The organism is Paenibacillus sp. 1A_MP2 (assembly GCF_052244825.1).
Taxonomy (GTDB): Bacteria; Bacillota; Bacilli; order Paenibacillales; family Paenibacillaceae; genus Paenibacillus; species Paenibacillus vandeheii.
Window position 1 is genome coordinate 1,121,104 of the sequence record NZ_JBQQCS010000001.1, and the last position, 22,908, is coordinate 1,144,011.

Consider the following 22,908-nt stretch of genomic DNA (forward strand, 5'->3'; position numbering starts at 1 on the left):
GCATAAAACTTTCGCCAGGGAGGCGTTTATTATTCATATTCAGACAAGCATGTGGGGATCATTAGAGGTTAAAACGGAAGATGTGTATCAATTTCCTAAAGGTTTACCCGGATTTGAAGAGGAAACCGAGTTTGCTTTGGTTCCTTGGGAAGATACACCTTTCAGTTATTTGCAATCTACAAGAGAGCCGGGACTGGCATTCCTCTTGGTAAGTCCGTTTACTTTTGTACCGGATTATAGTTTTGAATTGGGAGAGGTAGATAAGGAAGAATTGGAGATTGAAGAGCAAGTGTCCGTATATTCTATGGTCACCATTCATTCACAGGCGAATAAATCAACAATGAACCTGCTTGCACCAGTAGTTCTTAACCCCGAGCGACATTTAGGTAAACAAGTCGTGCTCCATCAGTCTTCTTACGATACACGCCATCTGATCTGGGCAGAAGACGATGCCAAATCAGTGAAAGGTGGAGTGTAAATGCTGGTATTATCACGTAAAAAAGGCGAGTCTATTATCATTCAGGATCAGATTGAGGTGACTATACTCGCTGTAGAGGGAGATACAGTACGTATTGGAATCTCCGCACCCAAGCATATTGATATATTCAGACAGGAAATATATGCATCCATTCAAGAGGCCAATCGGGAGTCTGCAACCCCGCTTGCAGCCAATATTGAAGCCTTTATGGAACGTCTGCGAAATACAGATATCAAAAAAGATTAAAAATATTCCAATTTGCTATAAACAGTTGCTCACCTTCCGTCGATATATAATTTAGACGCTGCTTCGGCAGGGCGGCCGACCTTAATGTCGCGGCGTTTACCACAAGGATGTGGAACTAATTTATCTTCAGGGAGGAAATATCAAATGATTATCAACCATAATATTACGGCGTTGAACACTCACCGCCAACTGTCCACTAACTCTGCTGCTACTAGCAAAAACATCGAGAAATTGTCTTCCGGTCTTCGTATCAACCGTGCTGGTGACGATGCTGCAGGCTTGGCAATCTCCGAAAAAATGCGCGGTCAAATCCGCGGTTTGGATATGGCTTCCAAAAATGCTCAAGATGGTATCTCTTTGATCCAAACAGCTGAGGGCGCATTGAGCGAAACTCATAGCATCCTGCAACGTGTACGTGAACTTTCCGTTCAATCCGCTAACGGTACGAACACTGAAGAAGATCGTAAAGCATTGCAAAGCGAAGTAACACAATTGAAATCCGAAATCGACCGTATCGGCGATACCACTGAGTTCAATACGAAGAAATTGCTGAACGGTGCTTTGAAAACTGCTGGCGCTTCTGTGGGCAGGATTCTACAACTGGTACAATAGTTGCCAAACAAACAGCTGCTTCTTTGACTGGTGCTGCTGCAATGAACACAGCACTAGCAATTACGTCCGCTGACTTTAAGAGTGAAACTATTAAAATTGATGGTACTGATATTAAAGTCGATTGGCAAAACCTTTCCACAGATGAGCAAAACACAATCTTGGCAGGTAAAGGTACTGGTGCCACTGATTCGTCAATGAAAGCTGCTGCTGACCTGATCGTAAGCAAAATCAATGAAGCAATTGATGCATCCGGCGCAAACATTGCACATATTTCTGGTTATGTAGATGCTTCTTCGAGCCTTGTTCTGGAAAGTGGCTCTAAAGGAACAGATTCGGGTATTTCGATTGCTACAGCTAATCAACAGCTTGTAGGTAAATTCATTGGAGCTGCTGCGGCTAATACTGGAGCTACTGGTACTAGCACTTACAATGGCACTGATGTAGCAAATGGTGACCAATTCAACTTCCAAATTGGAGATACTAAACTTCAAGCAACATTGACGGGTGCTATTGATAGCACAACTACAATGGCAGCAGCAGCAACACAGTTGCAAACGGATATTAACACAGCAATTGCAGCTGCTAATACTGCAGCTGGAGCAACTAAAGACGGAGATTTCGGTTTTATCAAAGATGTTAAAGTAAATGCTCTGTCTGATGGTCGTTTTGAAATCGTAAGTGAGAGCGGTCCAATCAACCTGCAAGATTTGGCTGGTAAATCAACTGTCAAAGATCTGGGTCTTTCTCAAGCTCAAACTGATGCTTCAGGCAACGGTGGTGTTACATTCCAAATCGGTGCAAACAAAGGTCAAAGCATCACTTTCGGTGTGAATGACATGCGTTCCGCTGCTCTGGGTGTAGCTGGTGTAGATATCTCTACTACAGCTGGCGCTTCCAACGCAATCACTTCTTTGGATAAAGCAATCAGCTCTGTTTCCAGCGAGCGCGCTAAATTGGGTGCGGTTCAAAACCGTCTGGAACACACAATCAACAACTTGAACACATCTTCCGAGAACCTGACTGCAGCTGAGTCCCGTGTACGTGACGTAGACATGGCTAAAGAAATGATGGAACAAACGAAGAACAACATCCTTGCACAAGCTGCTCAAGCTATGTTGGCTCAAGCGAACCAACAACCACAAGGCGTTCTGCAATTGCTTCGTTAAGATTCACTTTAATACCGAAAGCTCCGGATTATTCTGGGGCTTTTTTTTGTTTTGCTAGGAATTCCCTAAAATAACGATGGACGATGACCGATATATATAATAAATCAAGCGTTCTTGGAGGATAGAGCACATGAATGTACAGTTTTCCTTCTCGGCTTCCGGAGCAGTTAACGGACAGTCTCGATCAGAAGCAGCTCCTGTTCAAAGTGCAAGCGAACAAATATCTTCAGCGTCGGCTATTAAGAATTATAAAGATTTAAGCACCAAAGAGAGCCAAGGTGCCAAAATTTCGGTTGCAGACGAGCAACTGATCAAAACGATTGAACGTGCCGTACAATCTTTGCAAGGCCCGGAGACCACCTTGGAAATCAGTGTGCATGAGAAGACCCATGATATTATGGTGAAAGTTATGAACAAAGATACAGGAGAACTTATCCGTGAGATTCCACCAGAGAAAACACTAGACTTGGTTGCCAAGATGATGGAGATAGCAGGTATATTGGTAGACGAGAAAATTTAATTATAGGAGGGATTTAATGGTTACTCGCATTAACGGCTTCTCAGGTATGGACGTAGATAGTATGGTTAAGAGCATGATGACTGCCAAACGTATTCCACTGGATAAACTCAATCAGGAAAAGCAACTGCTTGAGTGGAAACGGGACAGCTACAGAGAAATCAATAGTAAACTCGTAGATTTTCGGACAAATAAGTTGATCGATAAATATGGTAAAAGTGCTGCCTTGAATACGCAAAAAGCTGTAGTGGGTGGGAATGCAGATGCCCTTAAAGCCGAAGCTTCAGCTACTGCCAATGGCATTGATATGAAAGTTAGCATCACGCAAGTGGCAACCAAAAAGACAGTCGCGACTAGTGGGTTGGACAGGCCTGTAGCTAGCACCAAGACCTTAGCTGATTTGCAAATTTTACAGATGGATCCTACAGACGCTGCTAATATGACTGATGCTGATCGCAAACAATTATCAGAAAAAGAATTTAAGTTAACAATAAATGGTGAAAGTTTTTCTTTTACAGGAGGAAATTCTATCTCCACGATGATTGCTACCATCAACGGAAATTCAAAAGCGAACGTTACAGCAAAATACGATGAAATTTCAGGTAAATTAATTATTAACTCTAAAACAAGCGGCAAGGATGGGAAAGTAGAAATTGATCCAGATGCTAATACTAATAATACCGTATTAAATCTCTTTAATCCTAAAGACACTACCACCGACCTAATCAAACAGACTGTTGAAGGGAAAAATGCATTCTTATTTGTAAATGATAAGAAGTATGAGAGCGCAAGTAATACGATTACAATTAATGGTGTCCAGCTGACACTTGAAAAAACCACAGTAACTCAAGCTGATCCCGAAGTGATTCCAACAACAGGTGACACTCCAGTTACGATTACAACATCAAGTGATACTGACACTGCTTTACAGACCATCAAAAGTTTTGTTGAAGATTACAATTCTTTAATCACACTGCTTAATACCAAGTTAGACGAGAATAAATATCGTGACTTCAAACCGTTGACCGACGAACAAAAGACGGCAATGAAAGATACAGATATCACCAACTGGACTGACAAAGCTAAGAGTGGTCTACTGAAAAATGATGACATTTTAAGATCAGCTCTTTCTAACATGAGAGGGATTATATCGGGTCAAGTCGTCGCTTTGTCTGAGATGGGGATTACAATGGGATCCTACAACTCAGGAGGCAAAATTGTTCTGGATGAAGTCGTCTTGAAAAAAGCTTTGACTGAGAATCCTCAAAAAGCGGTCGATTTGTTCCAGGGCACAGGTAGTGAGGCGAATAATGGTATTTTTGACAAGTTGGCAGACAAAATATCAGGTTCGTTGGATAGTCTCGTTACACGTGTCGGAACCAGTAAATTCTCAGCTGATCTCACAGTCAGTTACAAAGAAGAAAGTGCTATGGGCAGGAAACTCAAAGAGTACAATACTAGAATTACTAATATGCTTACAATTCTAGAAAACACAGAGACACGTTTTTATAAACAATTCACTGCGATGGAAACAGCAATGAATAAACTCAGTTCACAGTCGGCCAGTCTATTCTCTACCACCAGCTAAGAGAAATTTTATAATAGAGGGTGACCTAATTGATTAAATCTCCTTATGAAAAATATCGTCAATCTTCCGTTCAGACTTCAACGCCAGCTCAACTGGTTATTATGCTCTACGATGGGGCAATCCGATTTGTAAAGGTTGGACTTGAGGGCCTGAATAACCAAGATATTGAGAAAGCAAATCTTAATCTGGGTAAAGCTCAGACGATTATTAGTGAACTTATGTCTACATTAGATCAGTCATACGATGTGTCCAAGAATCTTTTTGCTCTCTATGAATATACAAATTACCTTCTCATTGAAGCTAATATTCGTAAAAGCCCAGAAAAAGCCGAAGAAGCTATCGGGTATTTAATCGATTTAAGAGAGACATGGGTGCAGGCATCCAAGATCGCAACGGGTCAGACCGAAATTGCTCATGGATGAACTCATCCAGCAATTGGCTTCAATTACGGATGAAGTAATTGAACGCCTTGAAGAGATGACTTATGAGGATCTAGAGAACTTTGTAGAAGAGAGACAGCGAATCGTAGATCAAATAATGGAAGAGACTGGACAACATCCGCTTGACTCAAGACAAAAAGAGAAGGTTAAACAGATTCTTGCATTTGATGCCACCTTGCTTACCCGTATGAATGTACTCCGGCTTGAGGCCCAAGATTGGCTTCATAAGCGTAACCAAGCGAAAATGCAGCGTAATGTTTATGAGGCAGCTTATGCCCCTGATAGCATGCTTATGGATAGAAGGAAATAGCAGATAAATCAGTACAAGGTTTACTTTTTTGAGTTTTAAATTACAAGCTGTACTTGCCCAAAATTAGTTCCATGAAATGTAAATAGAGACACACTTGACTCTCTGCGTAAAATAGAAGTACCACCAACCACCCCACGCAGAGGAGAACAAGTTATGTCTCATACGTCTACTTTATCACAAGAAAACCATTGGAACAATCGCTTGGACGAGTGGAAACTTCCGCTTTATTTCTCCAAACCTGCACTTCACCACATCAAGCATTTCGTGGATGGGATGATTTCCACCGGTTTTACAGGAACGTTAACAGATATTCACCGGGAAAGCCTGCAAGAGCGAGATCGCCGGACGCTGAGTCATTTCTTATCTTATGGGAACTGGGATGCTTCTCACCTGAAACGCGTAGTTCAACGTGTCGCTTTTCAGCAAATTCAGGCGTTCGCTCGGCGAGAACGCAGCCCCATGTTTGTTATTCTGGATGATACCGTGTGTGAAAAAACAAAGCCTTCGTCACAGGCCACACACACGATTCAAGGTGCTTCGTTTCAACATTCTCACCTCCAGCGGCGACATGTTTACGGGCACGCTGTCGTTCAAACGCTGCTTCGCTCAGGGGATCAGGTATTTCCTTTTGCCACAGCGCGTTACGATCCACAAGGAAAAAGTAAAATTGAACTCGCTGGTGACATGATTCAGGCCGTCCCTCTGTCTTCCTGCCAAACCTACGTCCTGATGGATTTGTGGTATCCATCTGCTTACGTACTTCAAACCTGCGCGGAGCGCGGCTTTCATGTCATTAGTGGCTTGAAAACAAACCGGATTTTCTATCCGCAAGGCATCCGGCAATCGCTCCAAAGCTTTGCTTCGTACATCTCAAAAACGGATACCGATCTGGTGACCATCGGCTCCTCCGCTTACCGAGTATATCGTTATGAAGGCAAGCTTAACTTGGTAGAAAACGCCGTTTTGCTCCTGTGTTGGACCGAGGGAGAAGGCTTCGATCCCAAGCAGATGAAAGCTTTTCTAAGTACGGATGTTTCCCTAAATAATGAAGAAATATTGAGCTATTACAGCAAACGTTGGGCCATTGAAACCTATTTTCGTACGGCGAAAGTTCAGCTGGCCATGGATCGTTACCAGGTTCGTTCGGCTCAGGCCATTGACCGTTACTTGACCCTTCTTCTGTTTGCCGCGCTGTGTTGTACGTATCGTAGCCACGGAAGCTTGATTGACGGGATACATGGCTACCGCATTCAGAAAAAGCACGACATGATAGAATATATTTACAACCAAGCTCAGTGCGGAGCGACATTAGAGCAAATTAAAACGCGGCTTAGAGTCGCATAGGGGTACTGTCAGGTTTTTTAACTTACAAATATTTGAAGCGATTATTGGCAAGTACAGTTACCAGTTGGACTAACATGATCGTTCTAAAAAGAGGTGCCTTGTGGATAATTCCACAGGCTCCTCTTTTCAGAAAAACTATTTTCTTGTTCTGCACAATAATAATCAATAAATATTCGTAAAATCAATCAAATCGTCTTCTTCCTCATAATTAAACACTAATGTATGTTTCCCCAACCTGTAAGTCATTTCATATCCGCCGGCCGCTTCGTTATAATATTCATTATAAGGTTTACCTAGCCATAGCCGCACATTCTGTGGAGCGAGATTTTGTTTCTCGTTGTATAGTTGCAGAATGGCTATGCGTGACTTGGCATTAAGTTCATGCATATACGAATCAAAGCCAAGGCCAAATTGAGGATAGTAATAAAAGGCTCCCCATTCCCCGTTTCCACGAGACTCGGGTTTATTTAGTATACTTTGCACGGACTTGAGAGTCATTCCAATCCTGATGTCAGATCGACCTGGTAGCATGCCCTTTGATGCAGCGGCCTTAAGACTCTCCAGATAAGCACGATCCCCATCCCGGAGTTTGGCCAAGATGATTGATCCAGATAGCGGGTATCGTTGAGACGCAGCTCCAGCTTGCTGAGATTTAGCTTGAATGTATCGACTACATACTTGAACTGCAGATTGTTATAATATTTGAATTGAACTCTGAAGCCTGACAAACTGCGGATACCATTATTTCTTAGAGCCCAGTATGCGTCGGAAATCTTTTTGCCTTTATTGTCGGTGAATTTTATTGGTTGTAACACACCAGAACGGATTATATAAGTATGCACCTCATTAAAGTTGGAAGTTCCCCAATCTGTAAGCATTAACATGTCAGGCGTTCCTGCTTCTTTCCCTTTAATTGTATAATTCCACGTCTGAGGCAGAATAATGGTTTCGATGGGTAACTTAGTGGTTTGAACGGTTCCATACTTGGCTCCTTTTTTAGAAGCGCTGCACTATACGTTCCAGAATAACTTTTGTCGCCTGTTTTATTGTTTGTCCAATCATTAGGCTCCGTAAGGGTAGATTTTTGCTCGTCATCCGCGAAAATATAAACGGTGTAAGGCGTATGATTTGCATCCCGCAGTGTAAAGGTCAGGCGGCTTTTACTTTTGAGTTGCTCGGCAGAGATTTGTTTTTCCTTTGCAGCGGCAGTTGTTGGTAGAATTAGTAATGTGCATAAAGTGAAGCTGGTGAAAATTAGTATTGCTAGTAAAGTCCACTTTCTGTAATGCTTTGAATAAATCATCGTTGATTCTCCTTTGGCTATTCTAGTAAAAATATGTAATTTAAAACTTTATAAATTGTATCATTTTTGATGTTATACGCACAGTAGAGGAATTCCAATTTAATCTGTAATTAATACATAAAAATAGGCATATCACTAGTCTAATAACCTGATATATTAACAATACCCCATCGTTCCTCAAAATCCCCAATTAATCTACAAAAAATTCCAAGAAAACATTTACTTTACCAATTGACAATGGATAAGTTTGGATGGTATCATCTGAATTGTGGGCAGAGGTTAAGGCCGTAAGCTTCACTTCATTTGATGACGAAGGGAATGTTAGTGCATGCAAGGTAAAGTAAAATGGTTCAACGCAGAAAAAGGTTACGGTTTCATTGAAACTGAAGACGGCGGCGACGTATTCGTACATTTCTCCGCAATTCAATCCGAAGGATTCAAAACTTTGGAAGAAGGTCAATCCGTAGAATTCGACATCGTCGAAGGCGCGCGTGGACCGCAAGCAGCTAACGTAATCAAATTATAATCATCCGGACAATCCGACCTACATATATGGTTAGATGGTTACCAATTGAATTAACGCTAGCATCAGACTCCGGTTTTTCCGGGTCTTTTTTTGTTTTAATAGATTCGAAATTTGAGAATCAGCCGGAAACATTATTCTTATGAATTTGATAGATTCAACACATAGTTTGTATTCATTTTACATAATAGATTGAAGGAGCTCGGAAACGGTTAATTACATCATCAAGCGCCTATTAAGATAATCCATGTTAATGGATGATTATGCCTCAAAATGGAGAAATATCGCGAAATATGGCGGTAAGCCTATGTTGGCTGATGTGGCTTGAACAGATGTCATTATTCGGTCACCCGGAGTTTTTACATGGCGCTTACATTCGTGTTATAATGAAGTGGCAAAGGAAAAGGAGGAGTGCCCTATGAATTTAAGTATTCGAGGTCAACAAATCGAGGTTACCGATGCTTTGAAGGATTATGTCGACAAAAAGTTGAGTAGACTCGAGAAGTATTTCGATGCACCCCTTAACTCTGACGGTGCTGTTACATTGAGCACGACGAGAGGCTTGCATACGGTAGAGGTGACGATCCCTTTGAAAGGCATTGTGCTCCGCGCCGAGGATGAGAGTGACGATATGTACGCTTCCATTGACTCCGTGGTAGACAAGCTGGAACGTCAGATCCGTAAACACAAAACGAAAATTAACCGTAAGTTCCGTCAAGAAGGCAGCCTGAAAACGCTCTTCGTGGAAGATCCGACAGGCACAGTAGCTACTGCTGAACTGGATACGGATACGGACGATGATGATTTTGAAGTGGTTCGTACAAAACGGTTTATGTTGAAACCGATGGACGTGGAAGAAGCCATTCTCCAAATGAACATGGTCGGCCACAATTTCTTCGTATTCTCTAACATTGAGAATGAAGAAGTCAGCGTTGTGTACAAACGGAATGATGGAAAATACGGTTTGATTGAACAAGGTTAATGGACTCGGTGAAGATCTAACCTAGTTTTAATGACTGAACCTATGTGTGAAAAGAAAAAGTGATTACTTAATGATAACGAATAAAGACAGGGACACAATGGCTTCCTGCATTGGAATTGAAAAAACTAACAAGAGCCTTCATCCTTTATGGGATGGGGGCTCTTTGGCGCGCGGCGGGGCTGGAAAAAAGTCGCTGATGCAAGATTGTGAAACTATTTCCCGTGCTGCTGCGTCTAATAGATAGTAGGAATGCGACAGATCCGTGTAATGGGTATATTAAATTTTCATAGGCACGAAGATGTCAACGTTGATATAATTCTCAGATATGTTCTTTTTCTCAACATTGAGATTTTAATCCAAATTTACCACCAAAATTCGTTAACATGGCTTATCTAAATGGAAAATGAAATGTTAGAATTAAGGGCTTCCGCTAACGACTATGATTTTTTGCACTTAAACTCCATCGGAGAGGCTTCGAAAGTTCAAAGAAGTGTGCCGTGGCGTGTTGCGGCGACCCTTACAAACTGTTACAATTTATGCAAGAGAATCATTGTCCTGATGAGGAATTGTCAACGAATGATCGCTAATCATAATCAATGACAGGCACAGCACCATGAACATGATTCATAAGGCTCGGTATTCGGCTTATTTCTAATAACCGGATCCGGTTGAATACCGAATCAGCTTCATGAGGGAACCTTGGCAAGCCTGGAGTTGATTCATCGTATATTATTATTTCTTCATATAATTTGAATTTGATTTTTACACGGATGACGAAGAGGGCAGAAATGACCTGTAGAAGCGAAGCGTTCGTCTGAAAGCTTTCTGAAAGAAAGCTACATCGGAAGCATACGCTTTATCCCCAGATTTCTCCCTCTGAGAAGGAGGTAAAGAAATCGGGGATAACAGCGATCGGAAGGACATTCTGCCAGCTGAGTAATGGAGTGTAACCTTCAGTAAGCTCAAATTATATCGTTTGTCACCCCCGGGCAAGTGGATTCTTATCCATCCGATGGTGTCGCGTGGCGGCAGCAGGGGGTCTATTCTGTTTTGCACGAAAGGGGTATACCATGCTAGGACTTGTCAAAAAGATCTTCGGCGACATGAACGAACGTGATGTTAAACGTCTGATGAAGACAGTCGATGTGATCAATAAACTGGAACCACAATTTCAGGCTCTGTCTGATGAACAACTGAAATCCAAAACGGATGAATACCGTGCCCGCATTGAAAAGGGAGAAACAACAGATGAACTTCTTCCGGAGGCATTTGCAACCGTACGTGAGGCATCGCGTCGTGTATTGGGCAAACGTCATTATGACGTACAGATGCTCGGAGGCATTGCTTTGCATGAAGGCCGGATTTCAGAAATGAAAACGGGTGAAGGTAAGACACTGGTAGGAACACTCCCGGTATACCTGAATGCATTGATGTCCAAAGGTGTACACGTGGTAACGGTCAATGATTATTTGGCTCAACGGGATAGCCAGGAAATGGGACAAATTTATGAATTCATGGGCATGACGGTTGGGGTTAACCTGAGCGGTATGGACCATGCTTCTGAAACAACATGCGTATGCATGTGATATTACGTACGGAACCAATAACGAATTTGGCTTTGACTATCTGCGTGACAACATGGTGCTCTACAAAGAGCAGATGGTACAACGTCCATTGTTCTTCTGTATCATTGATGAAGTGGACTCCATTCTGGTCGATGAGGCACGTACGCCTTTGATCATTTCCGGACAAGCTCAGAAATCAACGGACCTGTATTATGCAGCCGACCGTTTCGTGAAACGGTTGGTTCCAGAAGAAGACTTTACGGTGGACATCAAGGTGAAATCCGTAGCGCTGACTGAAGCGGGTGTGGCGAAGGCGGAGAAAGCATTTGGTATTGAAAACTTGTATGATCATGCCAATGTTACGCTCAACCATCACATCGTACAGGGATTGAAAGCGAACGTAATCATGCGTCGTGACGTTGACTATGTGGTGAGTGATGAAGAAGTACTGATCGTCGATGAGTTCACAGGCCGTTTGATGGCAGGACGTCGTTATAGCGATGGATTGCACCAAGCGATTGAAGCCAAAGAAGGCATTGAAGTACAGAACGAGAGCATGACTCTTGCTACGATTACATTCCAGAACTATTTCCGGATGTACCGCAAACTTGCGGGAATGACGGGTACAGCGAAGACCGAGGAAGAAGAGTTTAAAAAAATCTACGGTCTCGAAGTACTGCAGATCCCAACCAACCGTCCGAACAAACGGGATGATATGGCTGATGTGGTGTACAAGAGCATTGATGGTAAGTTCAAAGCGGTTGTGGAAGAAATCGTGGAACGTCATAGCAAGAACCAGCCGGTTCTGGTTGGTACGGTTTCCATTGAGAACTCCGAGCGTCTTTCGGACATGCTGAAACGCCGTGGAATCAGACACCAGGTATTGAATGCCAAGTACCACGCTGAAGAAGCGGAAATCATCTCAGGTGCAGGTCAAGCAGGAGCGGTGACGATTGCTACTAACATGGCTGGACGGGGTACAGATATTATCCTGGGCGAAGGTGTCGCTGAAGTGGGCGGTCTTCACATCATCGGTACAGAGCGTCATGAATCTCGCCGGATTGATAACCAGCTGCGTGGACGTGCAGGACGACAGGGTGACCCGGGTTCCACACAGTTCTACCTGTCACTGGGTGATGAGCTGATGAAACGTTTCGGTGCAGACAATGTACTGAACATGATGGAGCGCCTTGGTTTTGAAGAAGACCAACCGATTGAGAGCCGGATGATTACCCGTGCGGTAGAGTCGGCACAAAAACGGGTTGAAGGTAATAACTTTGACGTACGTAAAGTCGTTCTCCAATATGATGATGTCATGAACCAACAACGTGAAATTATATATAAACAACGCCGTGAGGTGCTTGAGTCCGAGAATATCAAACAGATCGTTATGGATATGATCAAGCCTTCCATTGAACGTATCGTGGAAGCACATTGTAGTGACGATATCCCGGAAAACTGGGAACTGCAGGAAGTTGCCGACTACATGAATAGCAAATTGCTGGATGAAGGCTCAGTAACGAAAGATGACCTGTGGGGCAAGGAAGCCGAAGAGATTATCGACTACCTGTTTGAGAAAGTTCAGAACAAGTACAATGCACGTGAAGAGCGAATCGGTGAAGAGATGGTTCGTGAATTCGAGAAAGTGGTTGTGCTCCGCGCAGTAGATAGCAAATGGATGGATCATATTGATGCGATGGATCAATTGCGTCAAGGTATCCACCTTCGTGCCTACGGCGGTACAGATCCACTCCGTGAGTACCAGTTCGAAGGCTTCGAAATGTTCCATCAGATGATTGCTTCGATTCAGGAAGAAGTGGCAACCTATGTGATGAGAGCGCAAATCGAGAGCAACCAGGAGCGTCAAGCGGTTGTTGACGAAAGTCAGATCTCGACAAGCGGCGAACCTACGGAGAAACGTCCGGTAAAAGTGTCTGACCAAATCGGACGTAACGATGCTTGTCCATGTGGTAGCGGCAAAAAGTTCAAACACTGCCACGGTCAAGAGTAGTACAAAGCTCCTCTTATATACCCTGTGTATAAGTTGGATCTGAATTTTTTACACCATAACGGAGAGTGCAGAAGCAATCTGGAGAAGCGGAGCTAAAAGCTTTCTGGAAGAAAACTGCATCGGAAGCATACGCTTCGCCTTTATCCCCGGATTTTCACCTTTGAAAAAGGAAATCAAAAAATCTGGAGATAAGAGCGATCGAAAGATGCTATTGCAATCGGAGTGGTAAGGTGTAACGAATGCTGGCTCAACTTAAATAGAATGACATGAACGGCTCCTTGCAGCCGGGTATTCTAATTGATCAAGTGAAGGATGCATAACCTGTAATTGGTGCATAGTTATAACTATGTGACCATGATCATGGAGAAGAGGATTGCCGATAGAAAGGTGACCGAGACTCCAAGGTGAAGCATCAGATACTTGATCTGGAGGAATGCCCTGGATGCGGGGAGCTTATCTTAATGAAAAGAGGAATTGCACATGATCGATCCAAGCGTGAAGCAGGACCTGCGTGAAATAGGCAAGAAACTAACAAATCTTAGGGGGTCTCTTTGACTTAGATCTCAAGCAAGAGATGATTGAGAACTTCGAAGTGAAGATGTCCGCCCCGGATTTCTGGGATGATAATGATAAGGCACAAGCCTTAATCGCTGAGCTGAACGCGGTGAAGGGTTCTGTGGACCAGTACACCAAACTGCAGCAGGATTATGACGATGCGGTCATGATGGCAGAACTGGCTGACGAAGAAGGCGATGATGATCTGGCTGTGGAGATCGGTAACAGTGTGACAGCCATCGTGAGCAAGGTAGAAGAGTTCGAGCTACAGCTTCTACTGAACCAGCCGTATGACAAGATGAATGCGATTCTAGAGCTTCACCCGGGTGCTGGTGGTACCGAGTCTCAGGACTGGGGACAGATGCTGATGCGGATGTACACACGCTGGGCCGAGAAGCGTGGCTTCAAGGTTGAGGTGCTGGATTATCTGGCAGGAGATGAAGCAGGAATCAAGAGTGTCACATTATCCATCAAAGGGCATAATGCTTATGGGTATCTGAAAGCCGAAAAGGGTGTTCACCGATTGGTGCGAATCTCACCTTTTGACTCCTCGGGACGCAGACATACTTCCTTCGTATCCTGTGATGTGGTTCCTGAGATTGATGACACGATTGAATTGGACATTCGAACAGAAGATCTCAAGATCGATACGTACCGTGCGAGCGGCGCGGGTGGACAGCATATCAATACCACAGACTCAGCCGTACGGATCACTCACCTTCCAACTGGTGTGGTGGTAACGTGTCAGAACGAACGTTCACAGATCAAGAACCGTGAGCGGGCGATGACGATGCTTCGTTCCAAATTGTATGAACGTAAAATTGAAGAACAAAAACAGCATCTGGACGAAATCCGAGGAGAACAGTCGGATATTGCGTGGGGTAGCCAGATTCGCTCCTATGTATTCCATCCCTATAGTATGGTAAAGGATCACCGTACGAGCGTAGAGACGGGAAACACTGGTGCAGTAATGGATGGCGACCTCGATGGATTCATCGACGGTTATTTGCGCAGCCAGATTAAAGTAGAAACCGATTAATCAAAAGTTCCTGTATAGACCCGATACGTGTAGGCGTATGCTGGGTATATACAGGGGCTTTTTTTGAGCATATATACAAAAAAGGAGAGCACGATGACATGCAGCAGCAACAGCATTTACACAATAACCGCAAGAAGAGGCTAACTACCCTCATTCCCCTGAACGGTCCATGGAGAAATGTAGTGGATACCGTATCCATCATATTAGGTTCGTTTTTGATTGCCGTGGCCTTTAATTTATTTTTACTTCCGAATCAGATTGCGTCAGGCGGGGTATCCGGGTTATCGATATTAGGCAAACAATGGCTGGGGCTTGAGCCGGCATACACTCAGTGGGCTATTAATATTCCGCTTCTGATCGCGGGTTTTCTCCTGATCGGCAAGCAGTATGGTATCCGTTCTGTGCTTGGAAGTATCGTTCTGCCTTTGTTCGTATTTCTCACGAAGGACTGGGCGATTCCAACAACGAATCCGCTCCTAGGTTCACTCTATGGAGGAATTGGAGTTGGTCTCGGGATTGGGATTGTCTATCGGGGGAGAGGTTCAACAGGAGGCATGAGCATTCTTGCCAGGATCGTACAAAAATACAGTGGGCTGAGTTATTCCCTTTGTGTCGTGATGATGGATGCTACAGTTATTATTATGGCTGCCTTTGTACTGTCATTGGAACAGTCGCTTTTTGCTCTGATCGGGTTATACGTTACCGGAAAAGTCATTGATGCCGTCGAGATGGGGCTTGGTTACTCGAAGGTAGCTTACATTATTTCCAACCAGACCGAACCGATTACGAAGGTGATTCTGGATGATCTGGATCGCGGACTGACGAAGCTGGAGGCAAAAGGTGGCTACACCGACGATCAGCGAACCGTTCTGATGGTAGTCGTTGGACAGAATGAGGTGCCGAGACTGAAAGCCTTGATACGGTCCGTTGACCCGGGGGCTTTTGTCATTATTAGCAATGCGCATGAAGTATTGGGCGAAGGCTTTAAGCGCGAGGAAGTGTAAGGTACAGCGAGTAGGCATCTATAAATTAAACTTAACATTCACGTGATAACAGAGAGCAGTGTAAGCAGTTCGTTTAACTAACAAGAAAGTAAGCATATAATCAAAAAAAAGCAGGTACTCCTCCACCAGACATGGCTGGAAAGGAAGTACTTGCTTTTTGTTTTGTCTTTTGAACGAAAATCACTGTACTACTTACTGTATATCTACTATCACTATTATATCTACAGAATCGGAGACAACAGACGAGAAATGGCTTCTTTAAATTTGATCTTCACACTGCGTTTATTGTATTCATCAAGCGTTATCTCACGGGATACAAGAAGATCATGCTCAAACGTCTGCACAAGAGCAGTCGCAATTGCTTCATCATACATAAATGCATTTACCTCAAAGTTCAGGCGGAAGCTGCGGTAGTCAATATTGGCGGTTCCCACAGATGCGACCATACTGTCGATAATGAGTGTTTTGGCATGAATAAAGCCGTTATCGTATATAAATACAGTTGCCCCCACTTTTAACAACTCGCCGATGTAAGAAAGCGTAGCCCAATATACGAAGGCGTGATCCGGTTTATTGGGAATCATAATGCGAACATCAATCCCTGACAGGCACGCAAGACGTATGGCTTCAAATACACTGGCGTCCGGGATAAAATAAGGCGTCTGGATGAGAATGGAGTGTTTGGCACCATTGATCATTTTCAGATAACTGTTTTTGATGTGCTCTGTCTCAGCATCCGGTCCGCTGGATACAATCTGCATCGCAGTTGTTCCTGTACCCTCAATATGAGGGAAATGCGCCGGAACATAAGGGGTATCATGCTGCTTGGACGCTTCATTCCAATCCAGAAGAAAACGGGTCTGAAGCGCATGAACAGCATTACCCTGAATACGCAAATGCGTATCGCGCCAGTAACCGAACTTGGAATTCAAGCCGAGATATTCATCCCCTACATTAAACCCACCTGTATATCCAAGGTTACCGTCAATGATGACGATTTTGCGGTGATTTCGGTAGTTCATACGCAGGTTAATCAGACTGAATTTGGATGGGAAAAAGACTTCAACCAAACCGCCTGCTTCGCGCAATTCTTTGAAAAAGCGTTTGGATACCCGCCGCGAGCCCAGGGCGTCATACAGCAAACGAACTTTGACCCCTTCCCGCGCTTTGCGGATGAGTGCATCCCTTATTCTTTTGCCGAGTCGGTCGCCTCTATAAATGTAATATTGCACATGAACATGATCTTGCGCTGCTTCGATATCATCGAGTAACCTTTGGAATTTATCTGTCCCGTCAGTAATAATCTCGACCGCATTGTCTTCAGTCAACAGAGCATCGTTCTGCTTCAGGTTCATATAAATCATGTCCTGACTGCTCTCTGTGGCCTGATTACGGAACGGTGTTCGGTTGTCTTGCAGCTGTTCAAGCTGGGCGGCAATACGTTCTTCAAGCCCGAGCTTCTTGCGCTCTTTCCACTGGAAAAGCCGGTAGCGCGTCAGATTTTGCCCTGTTAATAGATAGAGTACAAACCCGAAAACCGGAATAAAGTTCAAGACGAGCAGCCAAGCCCAGGATGCACTTGCATCCTTTCGTTCGAAGAAAACGACCGCTGCTGCGAAAATAATATTCAGGCCCAGGAGTACAACAAGTAAAATGGATTCGATATGCACTGTAGTCCCCATGTCTCATAATGACCATCATGAATCCATTCATAAACCCTTCCTCGTATAGATTGATTATGAATTAGACCCTGGTTGTAATGTTTCCTATAATACGTATTTTAGCAGAAGTATACGGGTTCGTCCGCAGATGTTGGAAAGATATGTTCGGGATACAACATTATCCGTGTTAAATTGATGGTAGAGTGTTGTATTTATATAACTAGAGTTGTATAATAATACACAAATATGCATAGAAGCGACGGAATTGCTGTATGAACGTCCCTTGAGGGCAGGAGAACAGTTATAAATAACGCATACAACAGGATTGGGGGAGCGAGAGTGAATAACAAATTAAAAGTGGCGATCGTCGGTTCCACCGGCTACGGCGGGGTGGAACTGATTCGTTTTTTTCAGAACCATCCGCAGGTTGAAATTACTTCGGTAATCTCTTCATCCAGCAGTGGTGAGTCCATCGCAGATGGATTCCCGCATTTGACGGACGTGATTCTGAGGCCGCTCGACGGCGTAGACCCGGAAGAGATCGCAAGTCGTGCAGATCTGGTGTTTACAGCTACCCCGTCTGGTGTAAGTGCGAAGCTCGTTCCAAGCCTGCTTGAGGCTGGTCTTAAGGTCATTGATCTCTCTGGAGATTTCAGACTCAAGGATGGAACGGTGTATGAAGAGTGGTATAAACATCCGGCACCATCTGCTTCATTGTTGGAACAAGCGGTATATGGCATGGCAGAGGTGTATGGAGACGAAGTGAAGGGCAAGAACTTTATTTCCAACCCAGGCTGCTACCCAACGGCGACGTTACTTGGATTAATTCCAGCTGTTGAGGCAGGATGGATTGACCCTACCAGTATCATTATTGATGCCAAATCCGGCGTGTCGGGTGCGGGACGGGGAACAAGTCTGATGAATCATTATGCAGAAATGAACGAGAATTTCAAAGCATACAAACTCAATAAACATCAGCATATTCCCGAAATCGAGCAAGTGCTGGGCGATATCACTGGAACTCCAGTCACAGTAACATTCACAACGCAGCTGGTGCCGATGACGCGTGGGATCATGAGTACGATGTATGCCAATCTAATTGGCGAACACAGTGACCGTGAAATCGTTGATCTGTACCGCAAATATTATGAGAATCGGCCTTTTGTGCGTGTGCGTGAGCCGGGGATCTGGCCTTCAACGAAGGAAGTGTACGGATCGAACTATTGTGATATCGGATTTGCAGCTGACCCTCGTACAGGTCGTTTGACGATTATTTCGGTCATAGACAACCTGGTGAAAGGTGCATCCGGGCAAGCCATTCAAAATATGAACCTGATGATGGGATGGGAGGAGAACCTCGGGCTGAACATGACGCCGGTATATCCATAAGGGCTGAATAATTGGGGAGCGTCCAGACGCAATTCCGAAACCATGTGGGGAAGACGGATCAGGCAAAGCAAGCGGACAATCGGCATGCAGCCGAACGCATAACGGGGGATAACATATGGAAACGAATGTGGAGCAAAAGGCTTTTACGATAGTTGAGAACGGAACGATTGTAACCCCGCGCGGGTTCAGTGCTGGCGGATTGCATTGTGGTTTGAAAAAAACATCACGCAACGACATCGGAGCGATCCGCTGTGACGTGCCGGCAACTGCAGCTGCGGTGTATACAACGAACGTATTCCAGGCCGCACCTTTGAAAGTCACGCGTGAGAGCTTGAGCAATGGACGCCTTCAGGCAGTCATCGTGAACAGCGGGAATGCCAATGCCTGTACCGGACAACAGGGGAAGAGGATGCCTACGCCATGCGTACGGCGGCTGCACGTGAATTGGGCGTAGCGGAAGAGGATGTTGCTGTCGCTTCCACAGGTGTCATTGGTGAATTGCTAAAGATGGACGCTGTGCACTCGGGGATTAGCGGACTTCCGGCACGCTTGGGCAAGGAAGCAGGAGAAGCAGAGCATTTTTCCCAAGCTATTTTGACAACTGATCTGGTGAAAAAAGAAGCCTGCGTCGCCGTTGAGGTGAACGGCAAAACGATTACGATTGCAGGTGCTGCCAAAGGATCGGGGATGATTCATCCGAATATGGCGACCATGCTGGCCTTTATGACCTCGGACGCAGTCATTGGCGCAGAAGCGTTGCAGCGCCTGCTGCGCCAGGCGACCAATCATACATTCAACATGATTACGGTAGATGGAGATACGAGCACGAACGACATGCTGGTGGCAATGACAAGCGGTCTGGCAGACAACGAAGAGCTGACCACGGAACATCCGGACTGGGAAGCTTTTGCTGCTGGATTTACTTATGTGTGCGAAGTACTTGCCAAAGCCATTGCGCGTGATGGTGAAGGAGCAACCAAGCTGGTTGAGGTACAGGTAACCGGTGCGGTAAGTGATGAATCCGCGCAAGCCATTGCGAAGACTGTCATTGGATCGAGTCTCGTGAAATCCGCCATGTTTGGCGCAGATGCCAACTGGGGACGAATTATTGCAGCTGTAGGGCGCGCAGGACAGCCAGTGAACCCGGAGACGGTGGATATCCGTCTGGGCGATATCTCTGTACTCGCACAGTCTCGTCCGGTCGTTTTTGACGAAGAAGCAGCGTTGGCCTACTTGCAGACCGATACAGTACGCATTGTAGTCGATTTGCACCACGGCGAGGGAACAGCCATCGCTTGGGGCTGTGACCTGACGTATGACTATGTAAGAATTAACGCGGCATACCGCACGTAAAAGTATTTCGCATTTATTTTATTGAAGTTAACAGCTTCCCTATGAGAAGCTGTTTCGCAAATATATAGAAAATGTATAAGGATTGAACTTTATGTGGTAGTTGATAACTGGCGAAGGCAGTGGAGAAGACGGAATCGATTCTGTAGAAGCGTAGCGTTCGCCTTTGTCTCCGGGTTTTCCCCTCCAAAAGAGGGGATTCAAAAAACCTGGAGACAACAGCGATCAAAAGAACGATCCGGATTCGGAACGGTCAGCCACCGAATATCGCATCAATTAAGTGTTAAGCCCTTTAGAACTTTTTAAACGAAAGGAGTGCCCTCATGAATTCAACATTGCAAAATGAGAGTACCGGAGCTGAGGCAGGTGCCGAGAAGCAGACGTTTGTCATGAAATGCGGAGGCAGCACGCTGGCGGCGTTGCCTGACTCCTTTTTTGCAGATCTGCGTGACTTACAGTCCCAGGGAACTCAACCTGTCATCGTGCATGGCGGCGGCCCGGCAATCTCGGATAATTTAGCGAAGCTGGGCATTGAGACCGAGTTCGTGAACGGATTGCGGAAGACAACGGAACCTGTATTGGATGTCGTGGAGATGGTTCTCGCGGGGAGTATTAACAAACAAATCGTACGTCTGATCCAACGTGTGGGTGGACGTGCGCTGGGCTTGTCGGGTGTAGACGGTGGTCTGATCCAGGCGAAACCGGTTAGCAATCATGCAGAGATAGGCTGGGTAGGTGACGTAACGGGCGTTAACGCGGAGATTATTCAAGGAATCGTGGAAATGGGCTATATGCCAGTTATCGCGCCGGTTGGTGTAGATGCAACTGGTCAGCGTTATAACATCAATGCGGATACAGCCGCAGGTGCCGTAGCTTCCCATCTCGGAGTTAGCCGGATGATTGTAGTAACCGATGTCCCTGGCATCATGAAGACCGCAGGCGGCGAGAAAAGAGTATTGGCAACTGTCTCCGTACAGGAGATTGAGGATATGATTCAAACCGGAGAAATCTATGGCGGCATGATTCCAAAGGTGCGTGCAGCCATCGCTTGTATTCAAGGCAAAGTGCGTGAGGTCGTTATCGTAGACGGTAGCGAACCACAGATCCTGAGCCGTGTGCTTGGCGGAGAAACGATCGGAACCCGAATTGTGCGTATGCAATAATGCGAACTTGTGATAACCAGAGTAATCAACATTTTGTACACGAAGTTTTGTGAAGGGGTGCATAACACGATAACGAAGAGTGCAGAACCAATCTGAAGAAACAAAAATGCGAGAACGGAGAGGACAGAAACAACCTGAAGAAGCGGAGCGTGCGCCTTTATCACTGGATTTCCACCTTTAAAAATTTATTAAAGAAATCTGGGGATAACAGCGATCGGAAGGTTGTTCTGTCATCGAAGTGGGAGTATGCATATGTTCCGAAGGTGGACTGCAATCGAAGTGGTCTAGTGTTATGTTTTATTCACCTTAGGAGTGTACCAACAAATAAGGAGTGATAGGTGATGGCAAAAGGCAATGAACAGCCAGGTTCTGGCACAGCAGTAGCGGGCGTAGCAGCGGCAGGTGCAGCGGTACAGACAGATAGCTCTCTTTTCCAAACGTACGCGCGTTATCCAATCAGTCTGGTCAAGGGTAAAGGCAGCTGGCTATGGGATGATCAGGGCAATCGTTATCTTGATTTCATGTGCGGGTTGGCTGTAACGAGTCTGGGCCATGCACCGGAGAAAGTCGGAGCCAAGCTGAAAGCACAGATTGATGAGCTGTGGCATGTATCCAACCTGTTCCAGATTCCGGGTCAGGAAAAAGCAGCGGCTTTGTTGACAGCAAATACATGCGCAGACGCGGTGTTCTTTTGTAACAGTGGTGCAGAAGCGAATGAAGCGGCGATTAAACTGGCTCGTCGCTACCACCAGAAGGTAAAAGGCACAGGGCGGTACGAAGTCATTACATTTGCCCAATCCTTCCACGGACGGACACTCGCAACCTTGACAGCAACTGGACAGGATAAGGTGAAAGAAGGATTTTTGCCATTGCCAGCCGGATTTATAACGGTTCCTTTGCATGACACAGCGGCACTCGAAGCGGCAATCGGACCCAATACAGCAGCGATTATGCTGGAGATGGTGCAGGCCGAGGGTGGAGTACATCCGGTCAAACCAGAGTTTGTCCACCACGTTCGGAAACTGTGTGAAGAGCATGGACTGCTGTTGATTGTAGACGAAGTGCAGACGGGAATGGGACGTACAGGCAAACTGTTTGCGCATGAGCATTATGGCATTGAGCCGGACATTTTCACAGTAGCCAAAGGTATTGGCAGCGGCTTCCCTGTAGGTGCGATGCTGGGTAAAGGTTATCTGAAAGATGCGTTTACTGCGGGCAGCCATGCAACGACGTTTGGCGGTACACCGCTCGCTTCCTCGGTTGTCATTGCAACGATTGAAACGATGCTCGAAGATCAACTGCCAGAGCGTGCAGCTGAAATGGGCGAGTACCTGATGAACTCATTGCGGGAACGTATGGCAGGCAACTCATTTGTGAAAGAAGTTCGGGGATGGGTCTGCTTGTTGGGATCGAATGTGCTGAAGCGGTGGGAGACATCGTGCTCGCTGGTCAGAAGCGAGGTATTCTCTTTGTTTCCGCAGGACCGAATGTCATTCGTCTGCTTCCAAACTTGTATGTGAGCAAGGAAGAGATCGATGAGGCGGTATCCTTGGTAGCAACGTTAATTGAAGAGCATGTGGCGGCGAAGAACGCTTAATAAGACTTTATAAAACCTTTCTGACTCGGGGCCTTCACTGGCCTCGAAGCCAGAACAAGATGATG

At 45.2% G+C, this 22,908-nt stretch carries 18 protein-coding genes and 4 pseudogenes; 18 read left to right on the top strand and 4 right to left on the bottom strand.

Annotated features, from left to right (window positions below):
• The first annotated feature begins 49 nt into the window (after positions 1 to 49).
• The 9 genes and pseudogenes from fliW to ACTWJ7_RS05610 all read left to right on the top strand — a co-directional run bounded on the left by fliW (position 50) and on the right by ACTWJ7_RS05610 (position 6,701).
• On the top strand, positions 50 to 478 hold the full coding sequence (fliW, locus tag ACTWJ7_RS05570) for a flagellar assembly protein FliW (protein ID WP_301880033.1): 429 nt from the start codon (positions 50 to 52) through the stop codon (positions 476 to 478).
• Complete coding sequence (gene csrA / locus ACTWJ7_RS05575; protein WP_301880032.1) at positions 479 to 724, top strand: carbon storage regulator CsrA; 246 nt, start codon at positions 479 to 481, stop codon at positions 722 to 724.
• Between the two features lie 144 nt (positions 725 to 868).
• Positions 869 to 1,297 (top strand): annotated as a pseudogene (locus tag ACTWJ7_RS05580) (flagellin N-terminal helical domain-containing protein); the annotation flags it as partial.
• 80 nt (positions 1,298 to 1,377) lie between these two features.
• The gene (locus ACTWJ7_RS05585) at positions 1,378 to 2,502 is read left to right on the top strand and encodes a flagellin (protein WP_443145182.1); all 1,125 of its coding nucleotides are present in this window, start codon (positions 1,378 to 1,380) and stop codon (positions 2,500 to 2,502) included.
• A 130-nt stretch (positions 2,503 to 2,632) separates the two neighbouring features.
• Positions 2,633 to 3,022, top strand: coding sequence for a flagellar protein FlaG (locus tag ACTWJ7_RS05590; protein WP_301880030.1), 390 nt, complete (start codon positions 2,633 to 2,635; stop codon positions 3,020 to 3,022).
• 16 nt (positions 3,023 to 3,038) lie between these two features.
• Positions 3,039 to 4,607: a flagellar filament capping protein FliD gene (gene fliD, locus ACTWJ7_RS05595; protein ID WP_301880029.1), complete on the top strand. Its 1,569-nt coding sequence runs from the start codon at positions 3,039 to 3,041 to the stop codon at positions 4,605 to 4,607.
• Positions 4,608 to 4,636: 29 nt separating this feature from the next.
• Positions 4,637 to 5,029, top strand: a complete 393-nt coding sequence (gene fliS, locus ACTWJ7_RS05600) for a flagellar export chaperone FliS (protein WP_301880027.1) — start codon at positions 4,637 to 4,639, stop codon at positions 5,027 to 5,029.
• Positions 5,022 to 5,357, top strand: a complete 336-nt coding sequence (locus ACTWJ7_RS05605) for a hypothetical protein (protein WP_301880026.1) — start codon at positions 5,022 to 5,024, stop codon at positions 5,355 to 5,357. Before fliS ends, ACTWJ7_RS05605 begins: the two co-directional genes overlap by 8 nt.
• A gap of 153 nt (positions 5,358 to 5,510) precedes the next feature.
• Positions 5,511 to 6,701: an IS701 family transposase gene (locus ACTWJ7_RS05610; protein WP_301880025.1), complete on the top strand. Its 1,191-nt coding sequence runs from the start codon at positions 5,511 to 5,513 to the stop codon at positions 6,699 to 6,701.
• Between the two features lie 162 nt (positions 6,702 to 6,863).
• Here ACTWJ7_RS05610 and ACTWJ7_RS05615 read toward each other — a convergent pair whose 3' ends face one another.
• From ACTWJ7_RS05615 to ACTWJ7_RS05625, 3 genes are read right to left on the bottom strand one after another with little or no spacing between them, the layout of a single operon-like run.
• Positions 6,864 to 7,232, bottom strand: coding sequence for a hypothetical protein (locus tag ACTWJ7_RS05615; protein WP_443146343.1), 369 nt, complete (start codon positions 7,230 to 7,232; stop codon positions 6,864 to 6,866).
• Positions 7,196 to 7,585, bottom strand: coding sequence for a hypothetical protein (locus ACTWJ7_RS05620; RefSeq protein WP_443146454.1), 390 nt, complete (start codon positions 7,583 to 7,585; stop codon positions 7,196 to 7,198). Before ACTWJ7_RS05620 ends, ACTWJ7_RS05615 begins: the two co-directional genes overlap by 37 nt.
• The gene (locus ACTWJ7_RS05625; protein WP_443145183.1) at positions 7,579 to 8,004 is read right to left on the bottom strand and encodes a hypothetical protein; all 426 of its coding nucleotides are present in this window, start codon (positions 8,002 to 8,004) and stop codon (positions 7,579 to 7,581) included. The genes ACTWJ7_RS05620 and ACTWJ7_RS05625 overlap by 7 nt, the downstream gene beginning before the upstream one ends.
• A gap of 328 nt (positions 8,005 to 8,332) precedes the next feature.
• On the opposite strand from ACTWJ7_RS05625, the gene ACTWJ7_RS05630 reads away from it, so the two are divergent.
• The 5 genes and pseudogenes from ACTWJ7_RS05630 (at position 8,333) to ACTWJ7_RS05650 (ending at position 15,683) form a co-directional block, all read left to right on the top strand.
• Entirely contained in the window at positions 8,333 to 8,530 is a 198-nt protein-coding gene (locus tag ACTWJ7_RS05630) for a cold shock domain-containing protein (protein ID WP_024631599.1), read from the top strand.
• 415 nt (positions 8,531 to 8,945) lie between these two features.
• Positions 8,946 to 9,509 carry a ribosome hibernation-promoting factor, HPF/YfiA family gene (hpf, locus tag ACTWJ7_RS05635; protein ID WP_024631598.1) on the top strand — a complete coding sequence of 188 codons (564 nt, stop codon included), beginning with the start codon at positions 8,946 to 8,948 and terminating at the stop codon, positions 9,507 to 9,509.
• Positions 9,510 to 10,579: 1,070 nt separating this feature from the next.
• Positions 10,580 to 13,085: pseudogene (secA, locus tag ACTWJ7_RS05640) on the top strand (preprotein translocase subunit SecA).
• A gap of 480 nt (positions 13,086 to 13,565) precedes the next feature.
• A protein-coding gene (gene prfB / locus ACTWJ7_RS05645) for a peptide chain release factor 2 (protein WP_301880022.1) occupies positions 13,566 to 14,679 on the top strand; the annotation gives its coding sequence in 2 pieces (ribosomal slippage) (positions 13,566 to 13,637 and positions 13,639 to 14,679; 1,113 coding nt in all).
• A gap of 98 nt (positions 14,680 to 14,777) precedes the next feature.
• On the top strand, positions 14,778 to 15,683 hold the full coding sequence (locus ACTWJ7_RS05650) for a YitT family protein (protein ID WP_024631595.1): 906 nt from the start codon (positions 14,778 to 14,780) through the stop codon (positions 15,681 to 15,683).
• Positions 15,684 to 15,904: 221 nt separating this feature from the next.
• On the opposite strand, the gene cls is transcribed toward ACTWJ7_RS05650, so the two are convergent.
• Positions 15,905 to 17,353: a cardiolipin synthase gene (gene cls, locus ACTWJ7_RS05655; RefSeq protein WP_079350370.1), complete on the bottom strand. Its 1,449-nt coding sequence runs from the start codon at positions 17,351 to 17,353 to the stop codon at positions 15,905 to 15,907.
• Positions 17,354 to 17,683: 330 nt separating this feature from the next.
• On the opposite strand from cls, the gene argC reads away from it, so the two are divergent.
• From argC to ACTWJ7_RS05675, 4 genes and pseudogenes are all read left to right on the top strand, one after another.
• Positions 17,684 to 18,733, top strand: a complete 1,050-nt coding sequence (gene argC, locus ACTWJ7_RS05660; protein ID WP_301880020.1) for an N-acetyl-gamma-glutamyl-phosphate reductase — start codon at positions 17,684 to 17,686, stop codon at positions 18,731 to 18,733.
• Between the two features lie 115 nt (positions 18,734 to 18,848).
• A pseudogene (argJ, locus tag ACTWJ7_RS05665) lies at positions 18,849 to 20,086 on the top strand (bifunctional glutamate N-acetyltransferase/amino-acid acetyltransferase ArgJ).
• 320 nt (positions 20,087 to 20,406) lie between these two features.
• Complete coding sequence (gene argB, locus ACTWJ7_RS05670; protein WP_301880019.1) at positions 20,407 to 21,246, top strand: acetylglutamate kinase; 840 nt, start codon at positions 20,407 to 20,409, stop codon at positions 21,244 to 21,246.
• A gap of 341 nt (positions 21,247 to 21,587) precedes the next feature.
• A pseudogene (locus ACTWJ7_RS05675) lies at positions 21,588 to 22,843 on the top strand (aspartate aminotransferase family protein).
• Positions 22,844 to 22,908 lie beyond the last annotated feature (65 nt).

Excerpts from the sequence above, each read along its gene's own strand:
- ACTWJ7_RS05625 (WP_443145183.1), bottom strand. The coding sequence starts at position 8,004 with ATGATTTATTCAAAGCATTACAGAAAGTGGACTTTACTAGCAATACTA.
- fliD (WP_301880029.1), top strand. The coding sequence starts at position 3,039 with ATGGTTACTCGCATTAACGGCTTCTCAGGTATGGACGTAGATAGTATG.
- fliW (WP_301880033.1), top strand. The coding sequence starts at position 50 with ATGTGGGGATCATTAGAGGTTAAAACGGAAGATGTGTATCAATTTCCT.
- argB (WP_301880019.1), top strand. The coding sequence starts at position 20,407 with ATGAATTCAACATTGCAAAATGAGAGTACCGGAGCTGAGGCAGGTGCC.
- ACTWJ7_RS05620 (WP_443146454.1), bottom strand. The coding sequence starts at position 7,585 with ATGTTAATGCTTACAGATTGGGGAACTTCCAACTTTAATGAGGTGCAT.
- ACTWJ7_RS05630 (WP_024631599.1), top strand. The coding sequence starts at position 8,333 with ATGCAAGGTAAAGTAAAATGGTTCAACGCAGAAAAAGGTTACGGTTTC.
- ACTWJ7_RS05650 (WP_024631595.1), top strand. The coding sequence starts at position 14,778 with ATGCAGCAGCAACAGCATTTACACAATAACCGCAAGAAGAGGCTAACT.
- csrA (WP_301880032.1), top strand. The coding sequence starts at position 479 with ATGCTGGTATTATCACGTAAAAAAGGCGAGTCTATTATCATTCAGGAT.
- ACTWJ7_RS05605 (WP_301880026.1), top strand. The coding sequence starts at position 5,022 with ATGGATGAACTCATCCAGCAATTGGCTTCAATTACGGATGAAGTAATT.
- ACTWJ7_RS05585 (WP_443145182.1), top strand. The coding sequence starts at position 1,378 with ATGAACACAGCACTAGCAATTACGTCCGCTGACTTTAAGAGTGAAACT.
- hpf (WP_024631598.1), top strand. The coding sequence starts at position 8,946 with ATGAATTTAAGTATTCGAGGTCAACAAATCGAGGTTACCGATGCTTTG.
- ACTWJ7_RS05615 (WP_443146343.1), bottom strand. The coding sequence starts at position 7,232 with ATGCTACCAGGTCGATCTGACATCAGGATTGGAATGACTCTCAAGTCC.
- ACTWJ7_RS05610 (WP_301880025.1), top strand. The coding sequence starts at position 5,511 with ATGTCTCATACGTCTACTTTATCACAAGAAAACCATTGGAACAATCGC.
- ACTWJ7_RS05590 (WP_301880030.1), top strand. The coding sequence starts at position 2,633 with ATGAATGTACAGTTTTCCTTCTCGGCTTCCGGAGCAGTTAACGGACAG.